Genomic DNA, 24,477 nt, shown 5'->3' with positions numbered 1-24,477 from the left:
AGTCCGTGCCCTCGTTCGGTTTTCGCCTAGGCGACTGCGCTCAGCGTGAGCTCACCAGGAGCTCTTGTGCACGCCCGGCAGCTCGCCGCGGTGCGCCATTTCGCGCAGGCACACGCGGCAGAGGCCGAACTTGCGGTAGACGAACTCCGAAGTCGCGACTATATGGTCCACAATCGAATAGTCGAATCCAATGCCGTCAGATCTTCTGGATCACTGGTGATAATCCGGTCGGCATGCGCCGTACGAGCAGTGACGATGACATGCGCATCGACCACATCGCGCGTACCGGACTCCGCGAGCAACGTGCCGACCTCCCGAGCAGAGGCAACATCGAGGTCGGCGATGTCGGCCCATCGGGTCACAGTCGCGAGCCGATGCTGCCGAGGATCATTGCGCCACACTTGCGCCAGCACCGTGGAGGGGATGGTTATCGCCTCGGCGTTACGGAGCAGCTGATCCATGATCGCCAGCATCGGGCCCTGTCGTTTCTCGAGAGCGATCAGCGCGCCCGCGTCGAACACGATCACGCGACATCCTGCTTGCGAGCCGCACGTTCTCGCGCGATCTCAGTCATCATCTCGGCGGCCGCTGCCCGATCCGCGTCCGAGAGCCCACCCGCTTCAGTGATCATCTCGTCCAGCGCGGCCCGTGCGGCCAGCCAGTCCCCCAGCTTGCCCGAGGCAGCGGCGAAATATGCCGACACCGACGCGAACTCTCCGGCGTTCACCGCAGCGGCAGCAGCCTCGGCTACGTCGTCGGGAACAGAGATCGTCACACGCTTCATACTGCAATCATACCCAGAGTATGAAGCGATTCATACCGGATTCCAGTCGCCCGTTCCCGATCCACATCCCTCGTTCGAGCTCGAATCCTGAACTGCGTCGATGTCCCGCCCGGGTTCCCGCCGATTGGGTCGGCGAAGTGGTCGCGCCTGGAGCCTAGTGGGCACGCAACCGGGGCCGAGCCAGCGCAACCGGGGCCGAGCCAGTCGGTCGTCCCGTGTAATCACTCCGGAGCCATGTTTCCAGCTGTCCCGGGCATGCAATCGAACGAAACGAGGGCACGGACTCCGTGGAGTCCATGCCCTCGTTCAGTTTTCGCCTAGGCGTACGCGCTCACCAGGAGCTCTTGTGCACGCCCGGCAGCTCACCGCGGTGCGCCATTTCGCGCAGGCACACGCGGCACAGGCCGAACTTGCGGTAGACCGCGTGCGGACGGCCGCAGCGCTGGCAGCGCGTGTAGGCGCGGACCGCGAACTTCGGCTTGGCGTTGGCCTTGTTGACCAGTGCTTTCTTAGCCATATGCTCAGTTCTCCTTGAACGGGAAGCCGAGGTGCTTGAGCAGCGCGCGGCCTTCTTCGTTGTTGGTCGCGGTGGTGACCACGGTGATGTCCATACCGCGCGGGCGGTCGATGGAGTCCACGTCGATCTCGTGGAACATCGACTGCTCGCTCAGGCCGAAGGTGTAGTTGCCGTTGCCGTCGAACTGCTTCGGCGACAGACCACGGAAGTCGCGGATACGCGGCAGCGCGATGGAGACCAGGCGGTCCAGGAACTCCCACATGCGGTCGCCACGCAGGGTGACCTTCGCGCCGATCGGCATGCCCTCACGGAGCTTGAACTGCGCGATGGACTTGGTGGCCTTGCGGATCTCCGGCTTCTGGCCGGTGATCAGCTCGAGGTCCTTGACGGCACCGTTGATCAGCTTCGCGTCGCGGGCGGCGTCACCGACACCCATGTTCACGACGACCTTCACCACGCCGGGGATCTGCATCACGTTGGCGTAGTCGAACTCGCTGTTGAGCGCGTCCTTGATTTCCGCGCGGTAGCGCTGCTTCAGCCGAGGCTGCACGTTTTCAGTCGTGGTCATGTCAGATGTCCTTCCCGTTGTTACGGGAGATCCGAACCCGCTTGCCGGTCTCGTCGTCGGTCCGGTAGCCGATACGGGTCGGCTTGCCGTCGGAGTCGACGACCATCACGTTGGACACGTGGATCGGGGCTTCCTGGGTCACGATGCCGCCCGAGGAGGCGCCGCGCTGGTTGGCGGAGTTCGCGACGTGCTTCTTGATCCGGTTCACGCCCTCGACGAGGACCTTCTCGGTCGCCGGGTAGGCCTGGATGACCTTGCCCTTGGCGCCCTTGTCCTTGCCCGAGATGACGAGCACGGTGTCACCCTTGTGCACCTTCATGTCAGAGCACCTCCGGAGCCAGCGAGACGATCTTCATGAACTTCTTCTCACGCAGCTCACGGCCGACCGGGCCGAAGATGCGGGTGCCGCGCGGATCGTTGTCCGCCTTGATGAGCACGGCGGCGTTCTCGTCGAAACGGATGTAGGAACCATCCGGACGACGGCGCTCCTTGGTGGTGCGCACGATCACGGCCTTGACGACTTCACCCCGCTTGACGTTGCCGCCGGGGATGGCGTCCTTCACGGTGGCGACGATGATGTCGCCGATACCGGCATAGCGACGCGACGAGCCACCGAGAACGCGGATGCAAAGGATTTCCTTCGCTCCCGTGTTGTCGGCGACGCGCAGTCGCGACTCCTGCTGAATCACTTCAGCCTCCTTGACCTGGATGTAAAAGCACGCCGGATTTCCGACCCGACGGGCGTGGTCGCGTTACCACCCGAACGCGCGCCTGCCAGCGGTTTCTTCGATCCTGACGGACCAACCACCGGGGGTTCGCGGCCGGATTGCGGGCACAGCTGCCGCAGGCAACCGGTCTAGTGTAGGTGAAAGCCCAGGTCATCCCCAAACCGGGCCATCCGGGCTTGACGCCGGTAGCCTCGTGCGAGCTGGTTCACATCGTTGACGACGTGGGCCGCACGCATTGTCTGATCGGGGAGAGGAAGCTCTGTGACATCGTCGGGTCGTCCGTTCGTCTTGGACCGCCGCGCGTTCTTGGTGGCCCTTGGGGTGGTGCCTGCCGCGGCATTGCTGGTGTCCTGTTCGGAAGACGAGGCGGCGCAGCCGCTGAAGCAGGTCGATATGGCCGGCTCCGACCCCGCGATCCGGCCGCAGGACGATCTGTACCGACACGTCAACGGCAAGTGGCTGCGCGAATACCAGCTGCCGCCGGACAAGGTCGCCTTCGGCGCGATCAGCGAGGCCAACGACCGCACCGAGCTGCAGTTGCGCGAGATCATCGAGTCCATCTCCGACCCGGAACCGGGTTCGGAGGCGCAGCAGATCCGCGATCTGTTCGACGCCAGGATGAACCTCGACGAGATCGAGCAGCTCGGCCTCACGCCGATGGAACCGATGTTCGCCGAGATCGATGGCGCGAAAACCAAGGCCGAGCTGGCCGGGGTGATGGGCGCGCTGCCGATCGGCGGGCTGATCGGGATCGGCATCAGCATCGATCGCAAGAATTCCGACGCCTACATTCCCTCGGTCGGCCAGTCCGGCATCGGGTTGAGCGAGCAGTACTACCGCAAGCCGGAGTACGCCGAGCAGCTGGCCGGGTACCGGACCTTCAACGAGCGCCTCGCCGCGGCGGCAGGCCTGCCCGACCCCGCGGGCCTGGCCCAGCGCAACCTCGATCTGGAAACCAGGATCGCCGCCGCGCACTGGGACAACGTCCGCAACCGCGACACCGACGCCACCTACAACCGGATGAGCTGGGACGCGACCAAGGCGCTCGCCACAGAATTCGATTGGGAGCCGTGGCTGTCCTCCTCCACGCTCGACCTGCCGAAAGACCTGTTCGCCGAGATCGTGGTCAATCAGCCCTCCTTCGTCACCGAGGCGGGCAAGATCTGGGCCGAGACCGATATCGCCCTGTGGCGCGACTATCTGAAGCTCACCCTGCTGCGCCAGTACGCACGGTTCCTGCCGAAGGCGTTCTCCGACGCCAATTTCGATTTCAACGGCAGGCTGATGGCGGGGCTCCAGGAGCGCCCCGAGCAGTGGAAGTCCGCGGTCGGCACGGTGGACTCGAATCTGGGCGAGCAGCTGGGCAAGCTGTACGTGGACAAGCATTTCCCGCCGGAGGCCAAGGAACGGGCCATGGAGATGGTGGACGACCTGTTCGCCGCCTACCGGGACAACTTCACCAACTCCACGTGGATGTCACCGGAGACCAGGAAAGCCTCGATCGAGAAGCTGGACAAGATCAACCCCAAGATCGGCTACCCGGACAAGTGGGTGGACTACTCCAAGCTCACTATCACCAGAGGCAAACTTATCGAATCACTGCGCGCGGTCAACGATTTCGAGGTCAAGCGCGCTCTGGACCGGCTCGGCACGAAGGTCGACGACTCCGAATGGGCGATGTCGCCGCAGACCGTGAACGCCTATTACATGGCCTCCACCAATGAGATCGCCTTCCCCGCCGCCTATCTGCAGCCCCCGTTCTTCGACAAGGACGCCGAAGCCTCGGTCAATTACGGTGCCGTCGGTGCGACCATCGGCCACGAGATCGGTCACGGCTTCGACGATCAGGGTTCGAAGTTCGACGGCGACGGCAACCGTCGCGACTGGTGGACCGAGGCCGATCGCGCCGCCTTCGATGCCAAGACCCAGCAGCTGATCGACCAGTACAACGTGCTGGTGCCCGAGGGCCTCGATCCCGAGCAGCACGTCAACGGCGAACTCACCGTCGGCGAGAACCTGGCCGATCTGCGCGGTCTACAGATCGCGCTCGCGGCGTTCCGGATCGCCGAAAAGCGCCGTGGCGTCGAGAATCCCGACTACCACGCCATGTTCCTGTCCTGGGCGCGTGGTTGGCGCGACATGCAGACCCGCGAGGTCACCGAGCGGCTGCTGGCTACCGATACCCACTCTCCCAACGAATTCCGCGCCAATCAGGTGGTGCGCAATATCGAGGAGTTCTACACGACGTTCGGGGTGAAGGAGGGCGATGAGCTGTTCCTGCCGAAGGACCAGCGCGTCAGCTTGTGAGTTCCGATGATCGATGTCCGCGCCGCATCGCCGGCGCGGACGATCGAGCAGGCGGCCGCATATGCCGAGGGTTCCGGCGCACCGGTCGGCCGTGCGGTAGCAGCACTGTCAGTGCACGGAACGGTTCAGGAGCAGTCCGCTGACCAGGGCGTCCAGACCCTGCGCATAGGTGTCCTCGGCGGCCAGCGTCAGGAAGCGGGGGCCGATCTCGGCCAACCGCGGTAGCTCCCCTGGGTCGAGGTCGGCAAAGATCTGTTCCCGGTAGGTCGGGCGGTCTTCAGCGGCGCGGGCGGCGGAGCGCGCCCGGATGATGATCTCCCCCGCGGTGTAGTGCCAGATAGCCCGGTAGGCGCGCACCGCCTCATCGGCTGACAGGCCGCAGTCCATGGCACCGGCGACAATGCTTTCGGCCACCCACAGCGCAGAGACACCGAGTAGGTCGTCGGCAACGAGAATCTCGACGATCCACGGTCGCGCGGCGAGCACATCGCGCATGGCAGTGGCGGCCACGATGATTCGTGCGCGCGGATCATCCGGCAGTTGCGGCCATTCCACCCGATCGGCGTAGTCGTTGAGCAACAGCCGGAGCAGATCTTCTTTATCGCGCACGTGATGGTAGAGCGCCATCGCGGTGCAGCCCAATTCGGTGGCCAGCCTGCGCATCGTCAGCTTTTCGACGCCGTCGGTATCGATCACCGCATTGGCGGCCGCGACGATGTCCTGCCGGGAGATCTTCGGCGGACGGCCGGTGCGGGCGGGCTGCGACGACGTCTTCGGCATGTCCCCATCCTGACCTATCCACAACCGTAGGTGTGGACAGCCTCGCTCGCTGCGGTTAGTTTTTGTACGTGTATAAAAATAACTCGGGCCGACCCGGCGCCGCCTTGACCGCCGTCGCGGTCGCACAGTTCATGGTTGCCCTGGATATGGCGGTAATGAATGTCGCACTGCCCGCTATCCGCACCGATCTCGGCTTCGCGCCGCTGGATCTGTCCTGGGTGGTGCATATTTACGCGCTGACCTTCGGAGGGTTCCTGCTGCTCGGCGGCAAGGCGTGCGATCTGTTCGGGCGACGGCGGATCTTCACCGGCGGATTGATCGTGTTCGGCATCGCCTCGGCGGCGGGCGGATTGACGCAGGAGCCCTGGCAGCTGATCGCGGCGCGGGCGGTGCAGGGAGTTGCCGCCGCGGCGGTGGCACCCGCCGCACTTGCCACGCTCACCACCACCTTCGCCGAAGGACCCGCCCGGCTGCGCGCCCTCGGGGTGTGGAGCGCGGTCAATGCCGCGGGCGGTGCGAGCGGGGTGCTGTTCGGCGGGTTGCTGACCGAATACGCCGATTGGCGCTGGGTCATGCTGATCAATGTGCCGATCGTGGCGGTCGCGCTACTCGCTGTCGCGGCGGGCGTGACGCCCGATATGCGCCGGAGCGAGCGAGAACCGCTGGACTACCTCGGCGCGATCACCGCGACCGTGAGCATCGGACTGCTGCTGGTCGGCGTCGTCCGCACCGACCACTATGGCTGGCTGTCCCCGGCGACCGGTTCGACCCTCGCCGCGGGCGTGGCACTGCTCAGCTGCTTCCTGGTGGTCGAACGGCGCGCGGCGTCGCCGCTTGTCCGGCTGGAACTGTTCGGCAACCGCTGGGTGAGCGGGGCAAATATCTTCGTATTTCTGGCCGCCGCAGGTCAATTCGCCACGTTCTACCTGATGTCGCTGTACATGCAGCAGGTACTCGGCCTGAGTGCGGGTGCGACCGGTATCGCCTTTGTGCCGTTCTCGCTGACTGTGATCGCGGGAACTGTGCTCGTCACCAAGGCGGGATCGCGCCGTTCGCCGCGGTTCTGGCTCATCCTCGGCGGCGTGGTCACCGCACTCGGCTTCGGCTGGTTCGCCCAGATCAGCCCTGACGGCAGCGTGCTGACCGATGTGCTCGGGCCGTCGATCGTCTCGGGGCTCGGTATGGGCCTGTGTCTGGCGCCGGTCGCCGGCGCGGCGACGATCGGGGTCACCGGTCGTGAGGCGGGCATGGCCTCGGGGGTGTTCAACAGTTCCCGCCAGCTCGGCGGCAGCGTCGGCGTCGCCGTGCTCGCGACCCTGGCTGCGAGCCGAACTACCGACCCGGCCGATCCCTCCGCCCTCAACAGCGGCTACGCCTCAGCGCTCGGCACTGCCGCACTGCTGTTCCTCGCCGCTGCCGCAGTGGCCGCGATCGTGCTCCCCGCTGAGCGCACGGGCGCCGCTGCGGCCACCGAAAACTCCGGCGACGAACTCTCGCCGGTCACCCGATGAAAGGAATCCCGATGACCATCGCACCGATCGATATGTTCGCTCGCGCACTGTATTTCCACCCGGACGGCAAGGTCGGCGAGGGCGAGCGCCGAATGGCCGGTGGCTCGGACGGCTGGCACCTCGGCGTCTTCCATGTCGAAACCGATGCCGACCTGCACGCCGACCACTGGGAAATGCATCCCGACTCCGAAGAAGCTGTCTGCTGCCTGTCCGGCTCGTTGCGCCTGCACCTGAGGCAGGAACGCGACGGCGAGCCGGAGAGCACCGTGCACCTCACCGCAGGTACCGCGACCATCGTCGGGCGCGGCCGCTGGCACCGGCTGACCTTGGACGAGCCCAGCGACATCATGTCGATAGGCGTGCGCGCAGGTAGCAAGCTGGAGCCCGTCGTGGGGTAAGCACCACACCTGAACCGGCGGCGGCTGCGGAATGGGGCCGCAGCCGCCCGCTAGCGGGTCAGGTCCTCGAATGCGATTTCACCGAGCACGACGTGCTCCAACCTGAGGAACCCGTCGCGATGCAGGCCGTGCAATCGGTACTCGGCGGCATGCGCGTCGAGCCGGAACTCGCGCACTTCCTCGATCTCGAACTTCGGGTCGAGGCTGATCACCAGGTACAGCGGGATGCCTGCCCTGGCGTACTGGACCTTCTTATCCAGCAGATCTTCTGCGGCCGTGGATGGTGAGGACACCTCGACAACGATCAGTGCATCGCTGGCTTCCGGTTTCGCACCGCGTTCGGGCAGGCACCGGTAGACGATCACATCCGGGCGTCGGAAGGTGAACTTCGGCACCCGCCACAGGACCATGTCGATGTCCGTCTCGACCCGGACGCATGGCTCGGTGCTGGGGAGCTGTTCCATCGCTCCGGCTAGGCGCCGTGCCACTCGGTTGTGCTCGGGCACGGGTGACTCGCAGATGATCACGTGGCCGTGCACGACCTCGATTTCGCGGGCGACGTCCGCGGGCAACAGTCGGTACTGCTCCTCGGTCATCTCATGCGGCAGGTCGTACGACGGATTGATCGTCATGACCGAAGCCTACTGGCTGGTGCCAACCGAGGCTCAGCTCTCCGCGGCCTCGCGACAGCCCGGACCGCGAGGCTGCCGAAGACGCCGGGACAGAAGCCCGGCGACGAGGGCGGTCGGCGTGCGCCGCCGCGGAACTACTCCGTCTTCGTGTCCCCCACCGCGAGCCGCACAGTGCCGATCACGAAGATCGCGACGCAGATCGCGCCGAAGTACAGCAGGGAACCGGTTTCGCCGCCGAACAGGGTCTTGATGGTCGACATCTGGCCGACGCCGAGTTCGCCGTTCTTGAACGGGGACAGGCGCTGGAGCAGGATGCCAGGGTCGCCGGGGATGAAGGTGACGAATACTTCGACGCCGAACTTCCACAGCAGCACGACCATGACCACAAGTCCCGGTTTGGGCATGAGGGCCGACAGGCCGAGGCCGAGGGCGCAGATCAGGATGGCGAAGACCGGCACGCAGATCAGCAGGCGGATGCCCTCGCCGGAGAACGCGTCGACCTTGCCCCAGACCTCCGGGAAGATCCGCGGGAAACCGCCGAGCAGGAGGAAGGTGGTCACCAGTGCGACCACGCCGGTGATCGTGCCGAACACGATCAGCTTGGCCACCGGCAGCAGCCAGCGCCGCGGCTGGATGCCGAAGGCGATCTCGACCGTCTTGTCCTTGAACTCCGCGCACAGCGAACTCACTCCGCCCGACATCAGGATGAAGGTCGCGAAGATCAGGATCCAGTAGGTCGAGTTGTTGGTCTCCATGCCGCCGCTGCCGTTGAAGGACTGCGCCTCGGTGGCCTTCGCGATACCGAAGTTGATCAGTACCGGGATCAGGATCGCCAGCGGTACGACCGTGTACCACAGCGGATTCCGCCAGGAGAGTTTGACCAGTTCACTGCGCACCGATCGCGCCAGGTAGGTGCCGAGCATCAGCGCTCACCCCCGCCCGCAGAGTATTCGACGCTGGTGCGGGTGAGGTCGATGTAGGCCGATTCCAGGCGGCGGGGACCGGATCCCTTGGCCACCAGTTCGTCCTTGCTCGTATCGGAGAGCACTTTTCCCTTGCCCATGACGACGATCCGGTCACCCGTGATCTCTACTTCGGTGAGATTGTGTGAGGCGATCAGCAGGCATTTGCCTTCTGCTGCCAGGCCGACGACCAGCTCACGCAACCACAGCGTGCCCTCGACATCGAGACCGTTGGCCGGCTCGTCGAGCACCAGCGTGCGCGGATCGCCGAGCAGCGCCGACGCGATACCGAGCCGCTGCAACATGCCGTAGGAGAACTTGCCGACCGAGCGGCGCGCCACCGTTTCGAGTCCGACCCGTTCCAGCACCCGCCCGACATTTACGGCAGGCACGCCGCCCAGTCGCGCCTGCCAGAGCAGATGCTGTCGAGCGGTGTGCTTGGGATTGCGGGAGAACGCGCCGAGACTGAACCCGATCTCGCCGCTCGCATCCCGGAAGTCCAGCAGCCCTTTGTCATTGATGCGGACCGAACCGGAGCTTGCCCGGGTCAGGCCTGCGATCATGCGCATGAGCGTGGTCTTGCCTGCCCCGTTGGGCCCGAGCAGATAGGTGATCGAGCCCGCTTCGGCCTCGAAGCTGACATCGTCGACGGCGACGTTCTCGCCGAAGCGTTTGGAAACGCCGTGAACGCTGATCATGAGAGAAATCCTGGTAGGTGTTGCTGGGGATGCCACACACGACGCAGCGACTCTCCGTGTGGCCGAAGAGTCGCCGCGGGTGGTGCGCGTGTGGATCTGCGTCAGGCGGGGATAAGGCTTGCCGCCGAGGCACGGCGCAGCTTGCCGGACGGGGTCTTGGGCAGCGCGCCTTTGTGCACGACCGTGACCACCGCGGGCGCGATACCCACATCGTCGTAGACGGCGCGGGCCACCTCTTTGCGGATGCGCTCGCTCTCATCGGCGTCGGCCGCCACATCGGATTCGACGATGACGGCTATGCCTTCCCTCGCCATATGCGACAGCCGGACGGCGACAGCCGCGATGCTGCCGGGCCGCACACCGGGGACGACGCCCGCCGCCCGCTCGACCACGGTCGGGGAGATGTTGCGGCCCGCGACGATGATGACGTCCTTCTTGCGGCCGGACACTACGACCTCACCGGTGGCTGCGACGACGTAGCCGAGATCGCCGGTGGACAGCCACCCGTCGGCATCGTTGGCCGAGACGTAGCCGTCGGGGCCGAGGTAGCGCTTGGTCACGGCCTCACCGCGCACCAGGATATTGCCGACGTGATCGGCGGGCAGCGTCTCGCCGTTGTCGTCGACAACCTTCAGTTCGATCCCGGGGACCGGCACACCGAGCCGCATCATGGTGCGGGAGCGCGTGACATCCTCGCGCTGCACGACCCCGTCGGCCTCGACCCGCTCCGCGTCGATGACGTCCACGGTGTACCGCTCGGCGGCGGCGGTGAACGACACCGCGAGCGTGGTCTCGGCCATGCCGTAGGACGGCATCAGTGCTTCCGGACGGAAGCCGAAACGTGCGGTCTCGCCGACGAACTCCACGAGTGTGCTCTCATCGACGGCCTCCGCGCCGTTGACCGCGACGCGCATCGACGACAGGTCGTATGCGCCGTCCTCGGCGCGGCGCAACCGGCGGGCGAGCAGCGAGTAGGCGAAATTGGGGGCCGCGGTGAGGGTTCCACCGAAGCGGGTGATGAGTTCGGCCCAGGACAGCGGGTTCTTGAGAAAACCGAGCGGGGTGATGATGACCGATGTGGCTTGCGCGAACATCGGTGTCATCAGCATGCCGATCATGCCCATATCGTGGTACAGCGGCAGCCAGCTCACGATCACGTCGCCGGATTCGACCCCGGCCGCCGCGGTCATCGCCACCTGGTTCTGATGCATGTTCGCGTAGGAGATCGCGACCGCCTTCGGTACACCCGTCGTACCGGAGGTCAGCTGGAGGATCGCGATGTCCTCCTCATCGGTGGGCACATGCGGCAGTTCCTCGGAGCGAGCGGCCAGCTCGTCGATCGACACGAAGGGGACGCCGATATCGAGACCCTGCACCGCCTCGGTGAACGGCGCGCCGACCACGACGACGCGGGCGTTCAGCATCTCGATCACCGCGCGGGTATCGGCAACCCACGTCTCGAGGTTGGTGCGCGGGGTGGGTTGATGCAGCATCGTGAAGGCCCCGCCGCGCATCCAGATGGCCTGCACGGTCACGGCGACATCGCCCGGCGTGCCCGCAAGGATGGCGACCGAGTCGCCCGGCACCACACCGGCTTCGGCCAGACCGCCGGCAACCCGGCGGGCCACCGACCGCACCTGGTCCCAGGATCGAAACGTCAGATCCGACGACTCGATACCGCTCCACAGGCCGTTGACCTCGGAGGCGGGCTGCTCGAAAAGCAACTCGGTAATTCTGCTCATTGGTGTTCCATTCTTTTCCCGCACTGCGGTTGCGCACGCAGCGCACCACGGCGTCGAACTGGATTCGGTTCCGGCAATTCGTGTCCGCCGACGTCGGCGTACGGCCGGATCATTCCGATATCGCCGCTTCGTTGAGCACGCGGTCGAATTGCTCGACGAACGTGTCGGCGTATCCCGCCGGCAGTGCGGCGGGGTCGATGACGATGCCGAAGGAGGTCTTGTTGCCGAGGATCAGGGCGGTCACCGACAGCGAATAGCCGGCCAGCGGCGACAGCGGGGTCAGTGCCGCGATCTGCTGCCCGAGCACGGCGCGAATCCGAGAGAAACCGGGGTTGATTCCGATATGGATATCCGGGCTCATATGCGCCATGCCCGCACCCGCGATCATCCGCTGCATCGCCCACGGGAGGCCGGGAGCGGTGGCGGGGGCTGCGGTGGCCAGTTCGGGACGACGCTTCTCGATGGTGGCCAGCTGCGACCGGGTCCGCTCGATCTGGCGCGCCAGATCGGCCTCGTTGCCGAGGAGGTTGAGCGGGGAGACAAGCACCGCGTTACCGGTGTGGCGGAAGGCCGGGTCGTTGGTGACGGGCAGCGTCACCCGGATGACCTCGGCCGGTGTCGCAGCAGCGGGCGGCGCGATGCTCACGGTGCGGCCGATCGCGGCGAGCAGGAACTCGTGCACGGTCGCGCCGTTCTTCTTGGCGGCGCGGCGCAGGTCGCGGGTGGACGCGCTGTACAGGGCGTACTCGCGTTCGCCGGACTTGGTGAGCTTCGGCCAACCGCGGCCCTTACGGCCCGCGGCCCACTGCTCGTTGAAGGCAGCCTTGGACTCTTTCAGCACCTCGGCGTCGACGGCCGGGGTGCGGAAACGCGGACTGGTCGCGAATCGCTCGAATTCGGTGAGTTCTTCCGGTGTGCCGTCGGCAAGCAGCGCGGCGAAGGCCGCACCGGCGATACCGTCGGATACGGCGTGGTGCACGCGCAGCAGGAAGAACTGGGGGCCCTCACCGCGCGGGGTGAACATGGTGATGTGCCACATCGGCTGTGGCCGGGGCAGCGGCGTCTCCAGCAGGGTCGCCACCTGCTTGCGCAGATCGGCTTCGTCGGCGTAGTCGGCGGCGGTGAGATGCCGGTCCACGTCGACCTTTTCGGCCAGCACGACCTGCGGTTTGCGCCACCGGCCGTTCAGGATGCCCATGCGGAACAGCTCGAACAGCTCGCTGCGCTCACGCACCCGCTCGCGCACATCCGCGACTGCCAGTTGCGGGCCGCCGGTCGCCAGCTCCAACAGCATCGACCAGTGCATCGGATGGCTGTCGGTGTCCAGATGCAGGTAGGTGTGATCCGACGGCGTCAGCTCGGTGACGGCGGACGTGGTCTCGGTACTCATGCCTGTTCCACCTTCGCGAGCATCTGCTCATAGCGTTCGTTATCGGGTTTCATGGCCGCGGCGACCAGCTCCAGCAGCACCTCGTCGGCGCCGCCGCCGACACGGGCCAGCTTCATATCGCGGTACCAGCGTTCGAATGGCAGGCCGACTTGCAGATAGCCGATGCCGCCGAAGATGTGCAGGCACTCCGAGGCCACTTCCTCGCCGAGTTTGGCCGAGGTTGCCTTCAGCGAGGCGGCCGTGCGCAGATTGATCTTGCCTTCGGCCGCGACACCATCGAGGGCATAGCGCAGCAGGTCGACGCGCGCTTGCAGATCCGCGATCCGCAGCCGCAGCGCCTGATGGTCGTAGAGCCGCTTACCGAACTGGGTGCGGTCGTACATTCGGGCCAGGGTGAGGCCGAGCATCACCTCGCAGGCCGCGGCGATCTGTCCGGCCACCGAGTAGCGCTCGTGGGCCAGGCCCCAGCTGATGACGGCGAGACCGGTCGCGGGGCGGGCGATGAGCGCCTCCTGCGGGATCCAGGTGTCGATGGTCACCGGGGCGGTGTCCAGCGGGCCTGCGCCCAGCTTCTCGTACGGTGTGCCGACCTGCACCTGCGAGGTGGGCACCGCCGCGAGCGCGACACTGCCCGACTCCCCGGCCGATCCGCTGGTCGCATCGCGACAGACGACGAGAATGTAATCCGCGATCGGGGAAAGCGAGACGAACTTCTTGTGGCCAACCACCCGGTAGCCGTCGCCCTCGGGTTCGATCATGGTCTGGGCGTTCTGCAGATCCGAGCCGCCCGACTCCTCGGACGCGCCGATGCACAGCACCTTCTCCACCGCGATGGCTTCCTCGGCGAGGTTGCGCAGGAAGTCGTTGCGGCCGAAGCGGCGCAGGATGGCGATGGCCGAATCGTGCAGGCTCACCCCGACGCCGATGGCCGCGGAGCCGAGCGTGCCGAGCTGACGGGCCAGCGCGAAGTGGTGCTCGAGCTCGGTGAGCTTGCGATCCTCCCATTTGCGCGCGAACACCCCTGCGGCACCGAGGTGCTCGAGCAGTTGGCGCGGGAACCTCTTGTCCAGCTCGGCCTGCTCGGTCCAGGCGACCACACGGTCGTCGAAGGCCTTGGCGAGCACGTCATCATAGGAATTGTCAGTCACTGGTGAGCCCTTTGTCCTGCCGGTCCGCGGCCGCGTTCGCGAGGACCAGGTCGAGTTCCTCATGAATGCGCACAACGGTCTGCTCGTCGAAAAGATCGACCTGATAGGCGATCTGCACATCGGTGTGGTCGGCGTGTAGGAACGCTTCCACGATCAGTGGGAGCAGGGCGTACCCCTTCTCCGCGAGTTCCCAGGTGGTGGTGCAGCCGGGAAGCTGTGGGCCGTCGATCTTCTGCTCCAGGAAAAGCACCAGCGATTCGTATGGCCTCGTCTGCCCGCCGACCCGTCGCGCTGCCTCGGCGATGTGGTCGTGGGGGAAGCTCCGGTGACCGAACGCGGCGTCGGTGACCGCGCGAACCTGCGCGACCAGATCGGCGAAAGAAACGTCGTCGGCGCCGATGCGCAATGCGATGGAATTGCTGAGATTGCCGATCAGCGATTCCATGCCGGATTCCTCGCGATTGGCGACCGCGGTGCCGATGACGATATCGCGCTGACCGGTGATCCGGTGCAGCGTCAGATAGTACGCGGCGAGGAACACCGAGAAGGCCGGAGTGCGCAGGGTCGTGCTCAGCGCGCGCAGATTCTTGTCGGCCGCCACGCTCAGCGTGTGATCGCAGCGCCCGCCGCGTTCGGAGACGGTATCGGGCTGCCGGTCATACGGCAGCCCCAGTGGTTCGAGTCCGCCGAATTGCCGCTCCCAGAAACGGATATCGTCGGCGTGATCGGTCTCGGAGAAACGCTTCTGTTCCCACTCGGCGAAATCGGCGATCTGCAACGACAGCGGCGTGACATCGGTTTCCGAACCCGGACGCTCCTTCGCGCGCACATAGGCGCGTTCCAGGTCCCGCGAGAGAACGGGCAGCGTCATGCCATCCCAGGCGATGTGCTGCAACGCCATCACCACGGCCGTCTTCGGCCGCCCCGAATCGTCGGCAGGCAGCTCGACGAAGGTCAGCCGCAGTGAGGATTCGGCCGCGAGATCGAACGGCTCGGTGCCGGCGGCGGCCATCACCGCGCGCAGCCGCCCGTCCGCGTCCGGCTCCCCACGTAGATCCAGCGATTGCGTACGCGGCGGTAGATCCTCGTGAATGCGCTGGTACGGCGTGCCATCCGAGTCCGCGTGGTAGGTGGTGCGCAGCACTTCGTGCCTGCGAACAAGCGCGAGGAACGCGCGATGCAGCGCGGGCCCGTCCACCTCGCCGGTGAAAGTGAAGGCGAGACAGAGATTGTGGGCCGTGCTGTCGGGCGTGTCCTGCTGGTACGCCCATACGCTGCGCTGGGCGAACGACAGCGGCGCCCGGCCCGGATCGCGCCGGGGCGCAACGCCTGGCGCGGTCGCGATGCCCGCATCGCTGAGCCTGGCCCGCATCGCGGCCTGAAGGTCCTCTAATGACGCCACGTCGATCGTCCCTCGCCGATCAGGCTCGCGCCGCGGCCAGATCGGCCGACGGGTCGGAAATTCCGGCGACCTCCAACAGGATTCGCGCCACCTGGGTGAGCTGGCCCGGGACCTGTTCGCGTTCGACGAGCCGGGCCGCGAAGCCGCGGACCGTCTTCGCGCCGAACACATCGGTGACCCCGACACCGTCGACGGCGAGCAGCCCGCGCACATTCGCTACGAAGGTGGTGGCGAGGATCGAGTTGGCGCCCGCGTCGAAGAAGTCGGTGGTCACGCCGATCCGCTCGATCTCGAGCACCTGCGCGGCGATATAGGCGACCGCCGCCTCCAGCGCGGTCTCCGGCGCCACATACTCGGCCTCGGCCAGACCCTCGGTCTCGCGTTCGAGCACCGCACGGATGGCCGCTCGGTCGATCTTGCCGTTGCTGGTGAGCGGCACCTGTGCCAGGAAGTGCAGGACGTCGGGAACCATGTACTCCGGCAGCAGATCGGCCAGGGCGGCGGCAACCGCGACGGTGTCGACCACCTGCCCGGACTCCGCGCCGACCACGGCCAGGCTCAGCCGTCCGGAGACGACCGCCGCCACCGCCTCGCCGACCTCGGGCAGGGTCTTGGCCGCGGCCTCGACCTCACCGAGTTCGACGCGGTAACCGCGGATCTTCACCTGATGATCGGCGCGCCCGAGGAAGTCGATGGTGCCGCCGGGCAGGTAGCGCGCCAGATCACCGGTGCGGTACCAGCGGATACCGTTCGCGGTGACGAACCGGTCGGCGGTGCGCTCTGGATCGCCGCGGTAGCCGTCGGCCACGCTGACGCCACCGATCCACAGCTCACCGGTGACCCAGTCGGGGGCGTCCTCGCCGCGATCGTTCACCACTCGGCAGTGCACGCCCGACATCGGGCGGCCATACGGCACTGCGGTCCATTCGGCGGGGAATTCGTCGGTGACCTCGTACACGGTGGAGTGGATCGCGGTCTCGGTGGTGCCGCCGAGACCGGCGAAGCGCAGCCCGGGGACCTGCGCCCGCATCCGGGCCGCCACACCGGCATCCACGCGGTCGCCGCCTGTGATCACCACGCGCAGGGTGCGCAGCTGTTCGGCGGTCGCGGAATCGAGCAGCATGCCGATCAGGCCGGGCGCGCAGTTGAGCACCGAAACCCGGTGCGCCGCGACGAGTTCCGCCCAGGCGGCGGCGTCGCGCACCTTGTCGGCGTCGATGCAGACGATCGCACCGCCGAGCGCGAGCGGGCTGAACATATCGAACACCGAAAGATCGAACTCCAGCGCCGAGAGACCGATAGTGCGGTCGTCGGCGTTCAATCCGAATTCCTCGGCGATCGCATCGAGGGTGTTGGCGGCCGCGCGGTGGCTGACCTCCACACCCTTGGGTTCGCCGGTGGACCCGGAGGTGAACAGCACATAGGCGAGCGCGTCGGGATCGGGCACGACGGCCTGTTCGGCGCGTGGGCCGGCGACGGACTCGTCGAAGACGATCCGCTCGATACCTTCGGGCACCTCGACCGTCGCACCGGTGATCACGGCGCGCACCAGGCCGCGCGCGAGGATGCGATCACGACGCGCGACCGGCTGATCGGTGCCGACCGGCAGGTACACCGCGCCCGCGGCGAGCACGCCGAGCACAGAGATCACCTGCTGATGGCCCTTCGGCACGATGACCGCGACGGTATCGCCGGGATGCACACCTGCGGTGGTCAGCGCCTTCGCCAGCGACAGCGCCTGCTCGGCGACCGTGCCATAGGTCAGTTCCTCGCCCTGCGAGGTCACGACGGCGACGCGCTCGGGGCGCTTGGCAGCCTGTTCGAAGAACTCCGCATGCAGGCTGCGCGGTGCGATCGACGCCGAGGTGGTCTCGGCGGCTTCGCGCGCGGCGAGCTGCGCGGCGGGCAGGGCGATGGACAGCGGGGCGTTCCAGTCGGCGCCCGGGGCGAGCAGGCTGTCGAGCAATGCGCGGAACTCGGCGAACATCGACTCCATGACGCCGTCGGGCAGGGCGTCGCGGCGGGTGTCCCAGTTCACCAGCAGTCCGCCGTCGACCTCGGCGACCTGGGCGTCCAGATCGACCTGCGGGCCCTGCGACAGAATCCACACCGGGCTGCCGAACAGGCGGGTCACGCGCTCGGAGAACAACTCACCGAGACCGAGGCCGGAGGTGAACACCACCGAAGGGGTGACCGCCGAACCGCGCAGTTTGCCCAGATCGCGCAGCACGTCGAGACCCTCGTAGGTGGCGTTGGCGGCGCAGCTGTGCAGTTCGTGCTGCAAACGGCGGGTGCGCTCCACCAGCGATTCGCTCGCGCGGGCGTCGACATCGACCAGTACCGAGTTGGTGAAATCGCCGACCACCTGGTCGATCTCGTTGTGCACCGGCTCACGGTTGAACAGCGGCAGGTTCAGCAGGAACCGCTGCCGCGCCGACCAGCGCGCGATCACCTCGGAGAACACCGAGGCCAACGTCACCGCGGGGGTGAGGCCGTGGCCGTGGGCCAGTGCGTACAGCCGGGTCTTGCCCTCGGGCTCGAGCCGGTGGTGGAAGCGCACGCTGCGCGAGGGGTCGGTGCGCCTGGCTTCCGGGATCGTCGGCAGTTCGGCGGTCTCCGGCAGGCTCGGCAGCTTATCGGTCCACCACTGCCGGGCGGCCTCGTGCTCATCGGCGGGAATGCGGTCGCCGCGCTCGGCCAGGTACTGCCGGAAGCTGTAGCCGACCGGCGGCAGGGCGCCATCGGATTCGTAGGCGGCGGCGAGATCGTCGAGGATGCGCCGGTAGCTCATGGCGTCGGCGGCGAGCATGTCGACGTCCAGGTGCAGGCGATGCTTGTCGCCGGGCAGCAGGGTCAGCACGAACTCGACCACCCGGCCCGTGGCAACGTCGAGGAGCTGGTGGCTCATCCGGTCGCGCATGCGCTCGAGTTCGGCGTCGGCGTCGGTGGCCGCACGCAAATCAACCACGCGGTATACCGACCGCGGCGGCTGCGCCAGGATGCGCTGCCCACCGGCCTCACCGAAGGCGGCCCGGAGCTGGTCGTGTCGCGAGACCACCTGCACGACAGCGCGTTCCAGGCGGTCGGGATCGGCGCCCGCACCGTCGAACTCGACGTACAGGTGCGCCGCGACACCGCCGAGGGCCTGCCCGGACTGACGCCCGACCCAATAGGCGTGCTGCATGGTGGCCAACGCGAATTCGTCGCCCTCGGCACCCTCGGCGGCCGGTGCGGATTCGGCCGGAGCCGGTGCGGATTCGGCCGGGGCGACGGGCGCTGCGGCGGGCTCACCGCCGGACAGCAACCCGGCCCACGCCTCGATCGTCGGTTCCAGCGCCAGTTGTGAACTCTGCACCCGGTAACCCTGGCGACGCCACCTGCCGGACAGTTTCATCAGCAGCATGGAGTGCAGGCCCAGGCGGACCAGATCGTCACTGTCGCCAATGGACTCACCGGGAACACCCAGCAGGTCCGCGACATCAGCACGTAGCTGGTCTTTCGAAAACACGTGACTCCTCAGATCAAACCTGTTAGTTAGGCTAGCCTTGCCTAGCTTAACATCATGAAATCTCGCACCCGAAATGACCCGGGTGTGCCCCTATGGACACCGCTGCTACGCGTCCGCCGCCGCACGGAGCGCGCCGAACAGGTCCGACAGCGGCAGGTCCAGCGCATCCGGCACGCGCGCAACGAGTTCGGCGACCACCGTCGCCGCACGCTCTGCGTAGGTCTGGTCGAGGATGTCGGTGCGGTACTCGACCTCGAGGCGCACCTGCTCGTCCTCGCCGATCTCGAAGGCCAACGCCAGCGGATAGTGCACGACGCCCTTGAAGACGGTCTCGCAGGTCACGCGCGCGCCACCCGGAACCGGGACACCGCGCAGCGGGGTGTTCTTCACCAGCGCCATCACCTCGGCCACCGGGAAGCGTCTGCCGTCACCGCGCAGCGCGGTGAGAATCGGGCCGTAGTCGACGGAGGAGAATTCCATCGACCCGTAAACCGTCGAGACCGCCTCGCGCAGTGCGTCCTTCGTGCTCGCGGCCGGATCGAAGGTGAAGCGCATGGGCACCACGTTGCCGCAGTAGCCCACCTTGTCGGCAGCCTCGCCCGGCTGCCGGTTATCGGCGGGCACCAGCAGCACGTAGTCGTCGGCGCCGGTCAGCGCGGCGATACTGAGCGCGGATACGACGATGAACACCGCATTGGGCGTCGCGCCGACCTCGCGGGCGACACCGGCGAGCGCCGTGACATCGGCCTGGCCGATGGGGCGGGTGAGGTAGGCGCCGGGCCCCTCCCCCATCACTGACAACCAGCTCTGCTCCGGCGTGGTCTGGGGCAGCTCACCGGACAGCGGATAGCGAATGCCCTCGGCCGCCCAGGTCTGTACCGCGTGCCGCACCGCTCGCTCCAGTGCGGCAACCGGACGCGCCGGGGCCTGCGGCGTGGACGGAGTTGCCGTGGCCGAACCCGCGCGCACGACCAGCTCACTGAGAATCGGGGGCAGCGCGGTCTCGTCACCGGCCAGATGGTGCAGTACCAGCACCATGGAGACGCCGCCGTGTGCGCCCGCGTAAGCGCGGGCGCGAATCGGCGGGTCCTGCCGCAAACGGAACGACGCGGTCGACAGCGCCGTGGCGGCGGCCCGCACGATCTGCTCGGGTGAACGCCCCTCGGTGGGCTCCTCGGATTCGGGCATCGAGCCCCATTCCCAGACCTGACCCGGCACGACCCAACGGCCGTCCCAGTGCTTGGGCTCGCGCCGCGCCACGCCGTCGTCACCGACGGCGATGACCGAACTGAGCACCTCGGAGGCGTCGACCAGCCGAACGTAGGAGGCGACGACCTCGTCCAGGGTGTAGGAGTCGTCGAATTCCAGCAGGACGCCGTAGTTGTGCGAGATGGACTCCGGGTCCAGCTCGTAGATCTTCCACATCCGCCGCTCGGCGATGCCGAGGCCGCCGTCCGATGGCTCGGGCCGCGCGGGAGCGGCGGCGGTCGCGCCCTGATCGCCCGCGATGCCTGCGTCGGCGAGCCGCCGTCGCATGAGTTCCATTTGCGCGTCGGTCAGTACGTTCATGCTTCTCCTAGCCATGGTGGGACGGCTCTGCGGCGAGGGGATCACCCCCGCCGTGCCGAATCAGTAGTCGAACTGCGGGTCGCCCGCGCAGGCGACGTTCTGGCAGAACGCCTTCCAGTCGAACTTCCACAGGCCGCCGTCGCGCACCAGGTAGTAGGTCGCCGAGGTTGCCGGGAAGCCGGCGATGAGCCCCTCACCGCGGACGGTGAGCCGGTTGCCGTCGATCTGCACCGGACCGACCGCGCGGCCCTGGATGGTGAAGAAATCGTAGGCCTGACTGAACGACATGGCCTGCTCGACGACCGGGCGGACCTTGTCGCCGCCGTAGCTGACCTCGACCTTCTGATCGATGGAGACGTTCGGGTTGTAGAACGCCGCGTACAACCGCTCCAGCTGCGCCAGCGAGGGGACCTCGTCGCGGATGTAGAGGTCGGCGGCGGTGGCGTCGCGAATCGAGACATCCGCGGCGGCCGGGTGGGCCAGGCCGAAGCCGAGCAGAGCGGCGAGCACCGAGACGACAGCGACCTTGATGAGTTTTGTCATGAGAACCTTCATTGAGCAGGGTGAAACAGAAACTTGGGATCGACAGCAGCGACTACGGCGCAACGCTTTCGGCCTTCGAGCGAATGAGGTCTTCCAGATCGCCCACCGAGGCGGCCTCCGACATCTCCCGCTCGGTCAGCTGCACGCCGAGCCGCTCCTCGATGGCGACGACGCCGATGGCGAAGGCCACCGAGTCGATGCCGAGATCCTCGACAAGCAGCGAGGACCGGCTGACGTCGGCGAGCGGCAGGTCGAGATCTTCTTCCAGAATGCTGTTCAGCGTGTCGCGGATGTGATCGGACATCGGGTACTCCTCAGAGACGAAACGATTACTTCTGCCGAGGCTTGGCCCCGGAAGCGCACCGCCCGGGTGCGTGGTCAGCGGGTGTGGGCGCGTAGTCCAGTGGACCCGGGCGCCGGTGGGTGTCCTATTCGAACACCTCCTCGTCGGTCACGCCGAAGCTGGTGAACGCGGTATCGCGTTGCAGTCGGTACACCTCGCGGCCGAGCACGGAGTTCAGGATCTTCGCGTTGCGGACCGCGCCGATGTCCAGGTTGGGCGCCGAGACACCGACGGCATGCGCCTCGGCATTGGCCACGAAGATCCGCCCGGACAGTGCCGCATCGGCGGCGATGGCGTGGTTCGACTCGATGACGAGGCGGTCGCGCGAATCGCGCCGTAGCCGGTCGGCGATCGGGGCGAGGAAATCGGTCTCCCGTTCCCGGTACCCGGTGGCCGCGATGACGAGGTCGGCGGTGTGTGCCAGCGCTGATCCGGTATCCAGATGCCGGCCGCGGATACGCAACCGGCCGTCGGCCAGCGTATCGAGGCCCTCGACCGCGACACCGTTGCGCAGCTGCACCGGCGGCAGCTTCTCCAGCAGCCTGCGCCGGTAGAGCAGATCGTGCAGACGGGCCAGAGTTTCGCTGGAGATGCCCTTGTGGAATTGCCAGTGGCCGGCGCGCACCTGGTCGCGGGTCTCCTCCGGCAGGCTGTGGAAGTAATCCATATAAGCCGGGGTGGTCATTTCCAGCGACAGCTTGGTGAAGTCGAGCGGCGCGAACCACGGGGTGCGGGTCCACCACTGCACCGAAGGTCCGCCGCGCAGGTTCGCTTCGAGCAGATCGATCACGATCTCGGCGCCGGATTGGCCGGAGCCGATCACGGTGACCGAATCGGCCTTGTGCGCGGCATCCTGATGGAACAGGTACTGCGAGCTGTGCACCAGCGCGGACGAGGTGGTCGAGAGTTCGCGCGGGATGGCCGGTTCGGTGCCGACCCCGACCACCACATGGCCGGCGTGGATCACCGAGGCGTTGCCGTGGCTGGTCACCGACACTTCGAAGTGCTGTGCCTGCTCGTCCCAGCGCACCGCCTCCACGGTCGTGGAGAACCGCAGCGACGAGAGCTTGCCGACCGCCCACAGCAGGTACGCCTCGTACTCGCGCCGGGTCGGGAAGAAGTCCTCGCGCACCAGGAACGGGTACAGCCGGTCGACGTCGGCCAGGTACGCCAGAAACGACATCGGATGCGTCGGATCGACCAGGGTGACCAGATCGGACAGGAAGCTGACCTGGAGCTTGGCCTCCTCGAACATGAGGCCGGGATGCCAGCGGAACTCCTCGACCGAGTCGACAACCAGCACCTCGACGTCGTCGACGGTCGAAGCCAAGGCCGCGAGCCCGATATTGAACGGACCGCATCCGATCGCCAGGATGTCGACCTTCTGGATGTCACTCATGAACATTCACCATCTCATCGCGATCACTGCGCAAACCTTCCGACTCCACTTCCAGGCCCATGCGCAGCAGTTCGTCGAACAGCGAATCGATGTCCTGCTCGGTCGACTCGGGGTTGAGCAGCGTGAGTTTCAGGCAGGTGCGCGGCTCGCCTTCGCCGTGCACCCGTACCTGGGTGCGCCCGATCAGCGCCTTGCCCGAGCTGATCAGGCGACGCCGCAGTTCACCGTTCACCTGGTCCAGATCCAGATCCTCGCAGCGGTAGCGGAACACCACCGTGGTCAGAGTCACCGGCGCCACCAGCTCGAGCTGGAGTTCGGTACCGATCCGGCGCTCGGCGAAGCGCGCCAGCTCATGGCAGGTGTCGAGCATCTCGCCGAGGCCGTCGCGACCGTAGGCCAGGAAGGTCGCGGCCACCTTGAGCACATCCGGGCGACGGGTGGTCTGGAGAGTCTGGCCGAGCAGACCGCCGAAACCGGCTTCCACGTCGTCATCGGGGTTGAGGTAGGCGACCGAACGATTCAGCGAGGCGAAACGCTCCTGATCGGCCAGCAGCAGCACGCTGGCGGCGGCAGGCTGCCAGCCGACCTTGTGCAGGTCCAGCGTGACCGAGTCGGCGCGTTCGATGCCGGTCAACAGACCGGACAGCTTGTCGGAGAACAGCGAACCGAAACCGTAGGCCGCGTCGACATGGAACCACACGTTGTGCCGGGCCGTGATCTCGGCGATCTCGGGCAGCGGATCGACCGAACCGAAATCGGTGGTGCCCGCGGTGGCCACGACCGCGACCGGAGTGTGGCTCTCGGCGAGTTCGGTCAGCAGCTGATCGAGGGCTTCCGGGATCATCCGGTGCTCGGAGTCGACCGGCACCGGAATCGTCGCCGCCTCACCGAGACCCAGCGTGGCGCAGGCCCGGTGGATCGAGAAATGCGCCACCCGCGAGCACAGCACCACCGGCCGTGGCAGCGCGCTCACACCGTTCTGGCGGATATCGATGCCGAGCTGTGCCGCGCCGTAGTCACGGGCGATCAGCAGCGCCAACAGGTTCGAGTAGGACCCACCGGGGCCGAAGACACCACCGGCGGTGTCGGGCAGTCCGGCCAGCGCGGCCAGTGCGCTGACCGTCCACTTCTCGATGGCCAGCGTGGCCGGGCCGGAGTCGTAGGTGTCCAGTGAGGCATTGGTGGCGCTGGCCAGTGCATCGGCGACCACCGCGACGGTCAGCGGCGGCGGCTGTAGATGCGCGGCGCACAGCTTGTGGGTCAGGTCGAGGCCGTAGGCGGCGATCAGATCGGCCAGCTGCGTCAACGCGGCCGATTCGCCCACCCCGCTGTCCGGAATGCGCTCGGGCCCCAACGCTTGCGCGACGATGTCGAGCACCTCGGCGGGATCACCGGAGGGCAGCGGGGACCGGTGGTGGCGGCTGTCCTCGACCGCCGCGGCCAGCTGTGCGAGACCGCCACCTGCGGCGGTCCAACCCTCGCCCGGATCGGCGAACTTGGATGACCTTCCCCAAGGGGAAGTGGATTCATGTGACACGGAAAGCCCCA

23 protein-coding genes and 1 pseudogene are annotated in these 24,477 nt (G+C 66.9%); 3 read left to right on the top strand and 21 right to left on the bottom strand.

What is annotated here, in order from left to right; translation table 11 throughout:
- Positions 1-51 precede the first annotated feature (51 nt).
- From rpsN to rplN, 7 genes and pseudogenes are all read right to left on the bottom strand, one after another.
- Positions 52-141 (bottom strand): annotated as a pseudogene (gene rpsN / locus ACFXNW_RS05900) (30S ribosomal protein S14); the annotation flags it as partial.
- Positions 142-158: 17 nt separating this feature from the next.
- Complete coding sequence (locus ACFXNW_RS05895; protein WP_379416171.1) at positions 159-521, bottom strand: hypothetical protein; 363 nt, start codon at positions 519-521, stop codon at positions 159-161.
- Between the two features lie 2 nt (positions 522-523).
- Positions 524-784: a hypothetical protein gene (locus tag ACFXNW_RS05890; protein ID WP_379416170.1), complete on the bottom strand. Its 261-nt coding sequence runs from the start codon at positions 782-784 to the stop codon at positions 524-526.
- A gap of 331 nt (positions 785-1,115) precedes the next feature.
- Positions 1,116-1,301, bottom strand: coding sequence for a type Z 30S ribosomal protein S14 (locus ACFXNW_RS05885; RefSeq protein ID WP_014981705.1), 186 nt, complete (start codon positions 1,299-1,301; stop codon positions 1,116-1,118).
- 4 nt (positions 1,302-1,305) lie between these two features.
- Positions 1,306-1,869, bottom strand: coding sequence for a 50S ribosomal protein L5 (gene rplE / locus ACFXNW_RS05880; RefSeq protein ID WP_379416168.1), 564 nt, complete (start codon positions 1,867-1,869; stop codon positions 1,306-1,308).
- Position 1,870: 1 nt separating this feature from the next.
- Positions 1,871-2,188: a 50S ribosomal protein L24 gene (rplX, locus tag ACFXNW_RS05875; protein WP_379416167.1), complete on the bottom strand. Its 318-nt coding sequence runs from the start codon at positions 2,186-2,188 to the stop codon at positions 1,871-1,873.
- 1 nt (position 2,189) lies between these two features.
- On the bottom strand, positions 2,190-2,558 hold the full coding sequence (gene rplN, locus ACFXNW_RS05870) for a 50S ribosomal protein L14 (protein WP_379416165.1): 369 nt from the start codon (positions 2,556-2,558) through the stop codon (positions 2,190-2,192).
- 300 nt (positions 2,559-2,858) lie between these two features.
- On the opposite strand from rplN, the gene ACFXNW_RS05865 reads away from it, so the two are divergent.
- A complete protein-coding gene (locus ACFXNW_RS05865) occupies positions 2,859-4,904 on the top strand; it encodes a M13 family metallopeptidase (RefSeq protein ID WP_379416163.1) in 2,046 nt (681 codons plus the stop codon).
- Between the two features lie 108 nt (positions 4,905-5,012).
- On the opposite strand, the gene ACFXNW_RS05860 is transcribed toward ACFXNW_RS05865, so the two are convergent.
- Positions 5,013-5,684, bottom strand: coding sequence for a TetR/AcrR family transcriptional regulator (locus tag ACFXNW_RS05860; RefSeq protein ID WP_379416162.1), 672 nt, complete (start codon positions 5,682-5,684; stop codon positions 5,013-5,015).
- A gap of 68 nt (positions 5,685-5,752) precedes the next feature.
- On the opposite strand from ACFXNW_RS05860, the gene ACFXNW_RS05855 reads away from it, so the two are divergent.
- Both ACFXNW_RS05855 and ACFXNW_RS05850 read left to right on the top strand, forming a co-directional pair.
- On the top strand, positions 5,753-7,195 hold the full coding sequence (locus ACFXNW_RS05855) for an MFS transporter (protein ID WP_379416160.1): 1,443 nt from the start codon (positions 5,753-5,755) through the stop codon (positions 7,193-7,195).
- A gap of 11 nt (positions 7,196-7,206) precedes the next feature.
- A complete protein-coding gene (locus tag ACFXNW_RS05850) occupies positions 7,207-7,593 on the top strand; it encodes a cupin (protein ID WP_379416159.1) in 387 nt (128 codons plus the stop codon).
- A 50-nt stretch (positions 7,594-7,643) separates the two neighbouring features.
- Here ACFXNW_RS05850 and ACFXNW_RS05845 read toward each other — a convergent pair whose 3' ends face one another.
- From ACFXNW_RS05845 to ACFXNW_RS05785, 13 genes are all read right to left on the bottom strand, one after another.
- Positions 7,644-8,225, bottom strand: coding sequence for a Uma2 family endonuclease (locus tag ACFXNW_RS05845; RefSeq protein WP_379416158.1), 582 nt, complete (start codon positions 8,223-8,225; stop codon positions 7,644-7,646).
- Positions 8,226-8,359: 134 nt separating this feature from the next.
- Positions 8,360-9,148, bottom strand: coding sequence for an ABC transporter permease (locus ACFXNW_RS05840; protein WP_379416156.1), 789 nt, complete (start codon positions 9,146-9,148; stop codon positions 8,360-8,362).
- Entirely contained in the window at positions 9,148-9,885 is a 738-nt protein-coding gene (locus ACFXNW_RS05835) for an ABC transporter ATP-binding protein (protein ID WP_379416154.1), read from the bottom strand. Before ACFXNW_RS05835 ends, ACFXNW_RS05840 begins: the two co-directional genes overlap by 1 nt.
- 101 nt (positions 9,886-9,986) lie before the next feature.
- Positions 9,987-11,627 (bottom strand): long-chain-fatty-acid--CoA ligase, encoded by a 1,641-nt coding sequence (locus ACFXNW_RS05830; protein ID WP_379416153.1) that lies wholly within the window; start codon positions 11,625-11,627, stop codon positions 9,987-9,989.
- Between the two features lie 109 nt (positions 11,628-11,736).
- Complete coding sequence (locus ACFXNW_RS05825) at positions 11,737-13,017, bottom strand: wax ester/triacylglycerol synthase domain-containing protein (protein ID WP_379416151.1); 1,281 nt, start codon at positions 13,015-13,017, stop codon at positions 11,737-11,739.
- Positions 13,014-14,165: an acyl-CoA dehydrogenase family protein gene (locus tag ACFXNW_RS05820; RefSeq protein ID WP_379416150.1), complete on the bottom strand. Its 1,152-nt coding sequence runs from the start codon at positions 14,163-14,165 to the stop codon at positions 13,014-13,016. Before ACFXNW_RS05820 ends, ACFXNW_RS05825 begins: the two co-directional genes overlap by 4 nt.
- Positions 14,158-15,567, bottom strand: a complete 1,410-nt coding sequence (locus ACFXNW_RS05815; protein ID WP_379416148.1) for a condensation domain-containing protein — start codon at positions 15,565-15,567, stop codon at positions 14,158-14,160. The genes ACFXNW_RS05820 and ACFXNW_RS05815 overlap by 8 nt, the downstream gene beginning before the upstream one ends.
- A gap of 19 nt (positions 15,568-15,586) precedes the next feature.
- Positions 15,587-19,075, bottom strand: a complete 3,489-nt coding sequence (locus tag ACFXNW_RS05810) for an amino acid adenylation domain-containing protein (RefSeq protein ID WP_379416147.1) — start codon at positions 19,073-19,075, stop codon at positions 15,587-15,589.
- Positions 19,076-19,180: 105 nt separating this feature from the next.
- Positions 19,181-20,644, bottom strand: a complete 1,464-nt coding sequence (locus ACFXNW_RS05805) for a condensation domain-containing protein (protein WP_379416145.1) — start codon at positions 20,642-20,644, stop codon at positions 19,181-19,183.
- 60 nt (positions 20,645-20,704) lie between these two features.
- Positions 20,705-21,187, bottom strand: coding sequence for a hypothetical protein (locus ACFXNW_RS05800; protein ID WP_379416143.1), 483 nt, complete (start codon positions 21,185-21,187; stop codon positions 20,705-20,707).
- A gap of 52 nt (positions 21,188-21,239) precedes the next feature.
- Entirely contained in the window at positions 21,240-21,491 is a 252-nt protein-coding gene (locus tag ACFXNW_RS05795) for an acyl carrier protein (RefSeq protein WP_379416142.1), read from the bottom strand.
- A gap of 124 nt (positions 21,492-21,615) precedes the next feature.
- Complete coding sequence (locus tag ACFXNW_RS05790) at positions 21,616-22,929, bottom strand: lysine N(6)-hydroxylase/L-ornithine N(5)-oxygenase family protein (protein WP_379416141.1); 1,314 nt, start codon at positions 22,927-22,929, stop codon at positions 21,616-21,618.
- Complete coding sequence (locus ACFXNW_RS05785; protein WP_379416140.1) at positions 22,922-24,466, bottom strand: pyridoxal phosphate-dependent decarboxylase family protein; 1,545 nt, start codon at positions 24,464-24,466, stop codon at positions 22,922-22,924. The genes ACFXNW_RS05790 and ACFXNW_RS05785 overlap by 8 nt, the downstream gene beginning before the upstream one ends.
- Positions 24,467-24,477: the final 11 nt, after the last annotated feature.

The organism is Nocardia sp. NPDC059180, assembly GCF_042754945.1.
In the GTDB taxonomy this organism is placed as follows: domain Bacteria; phylum Actinomycetota; class Actinomycetes; order Mycobacteriales; family Mycobacteriaceae; genus Nocardia.
Note: the sequence above shows the minus strand (reverse complement) of the source record. Positions and strands in the feature narration are given on the sequence as shown.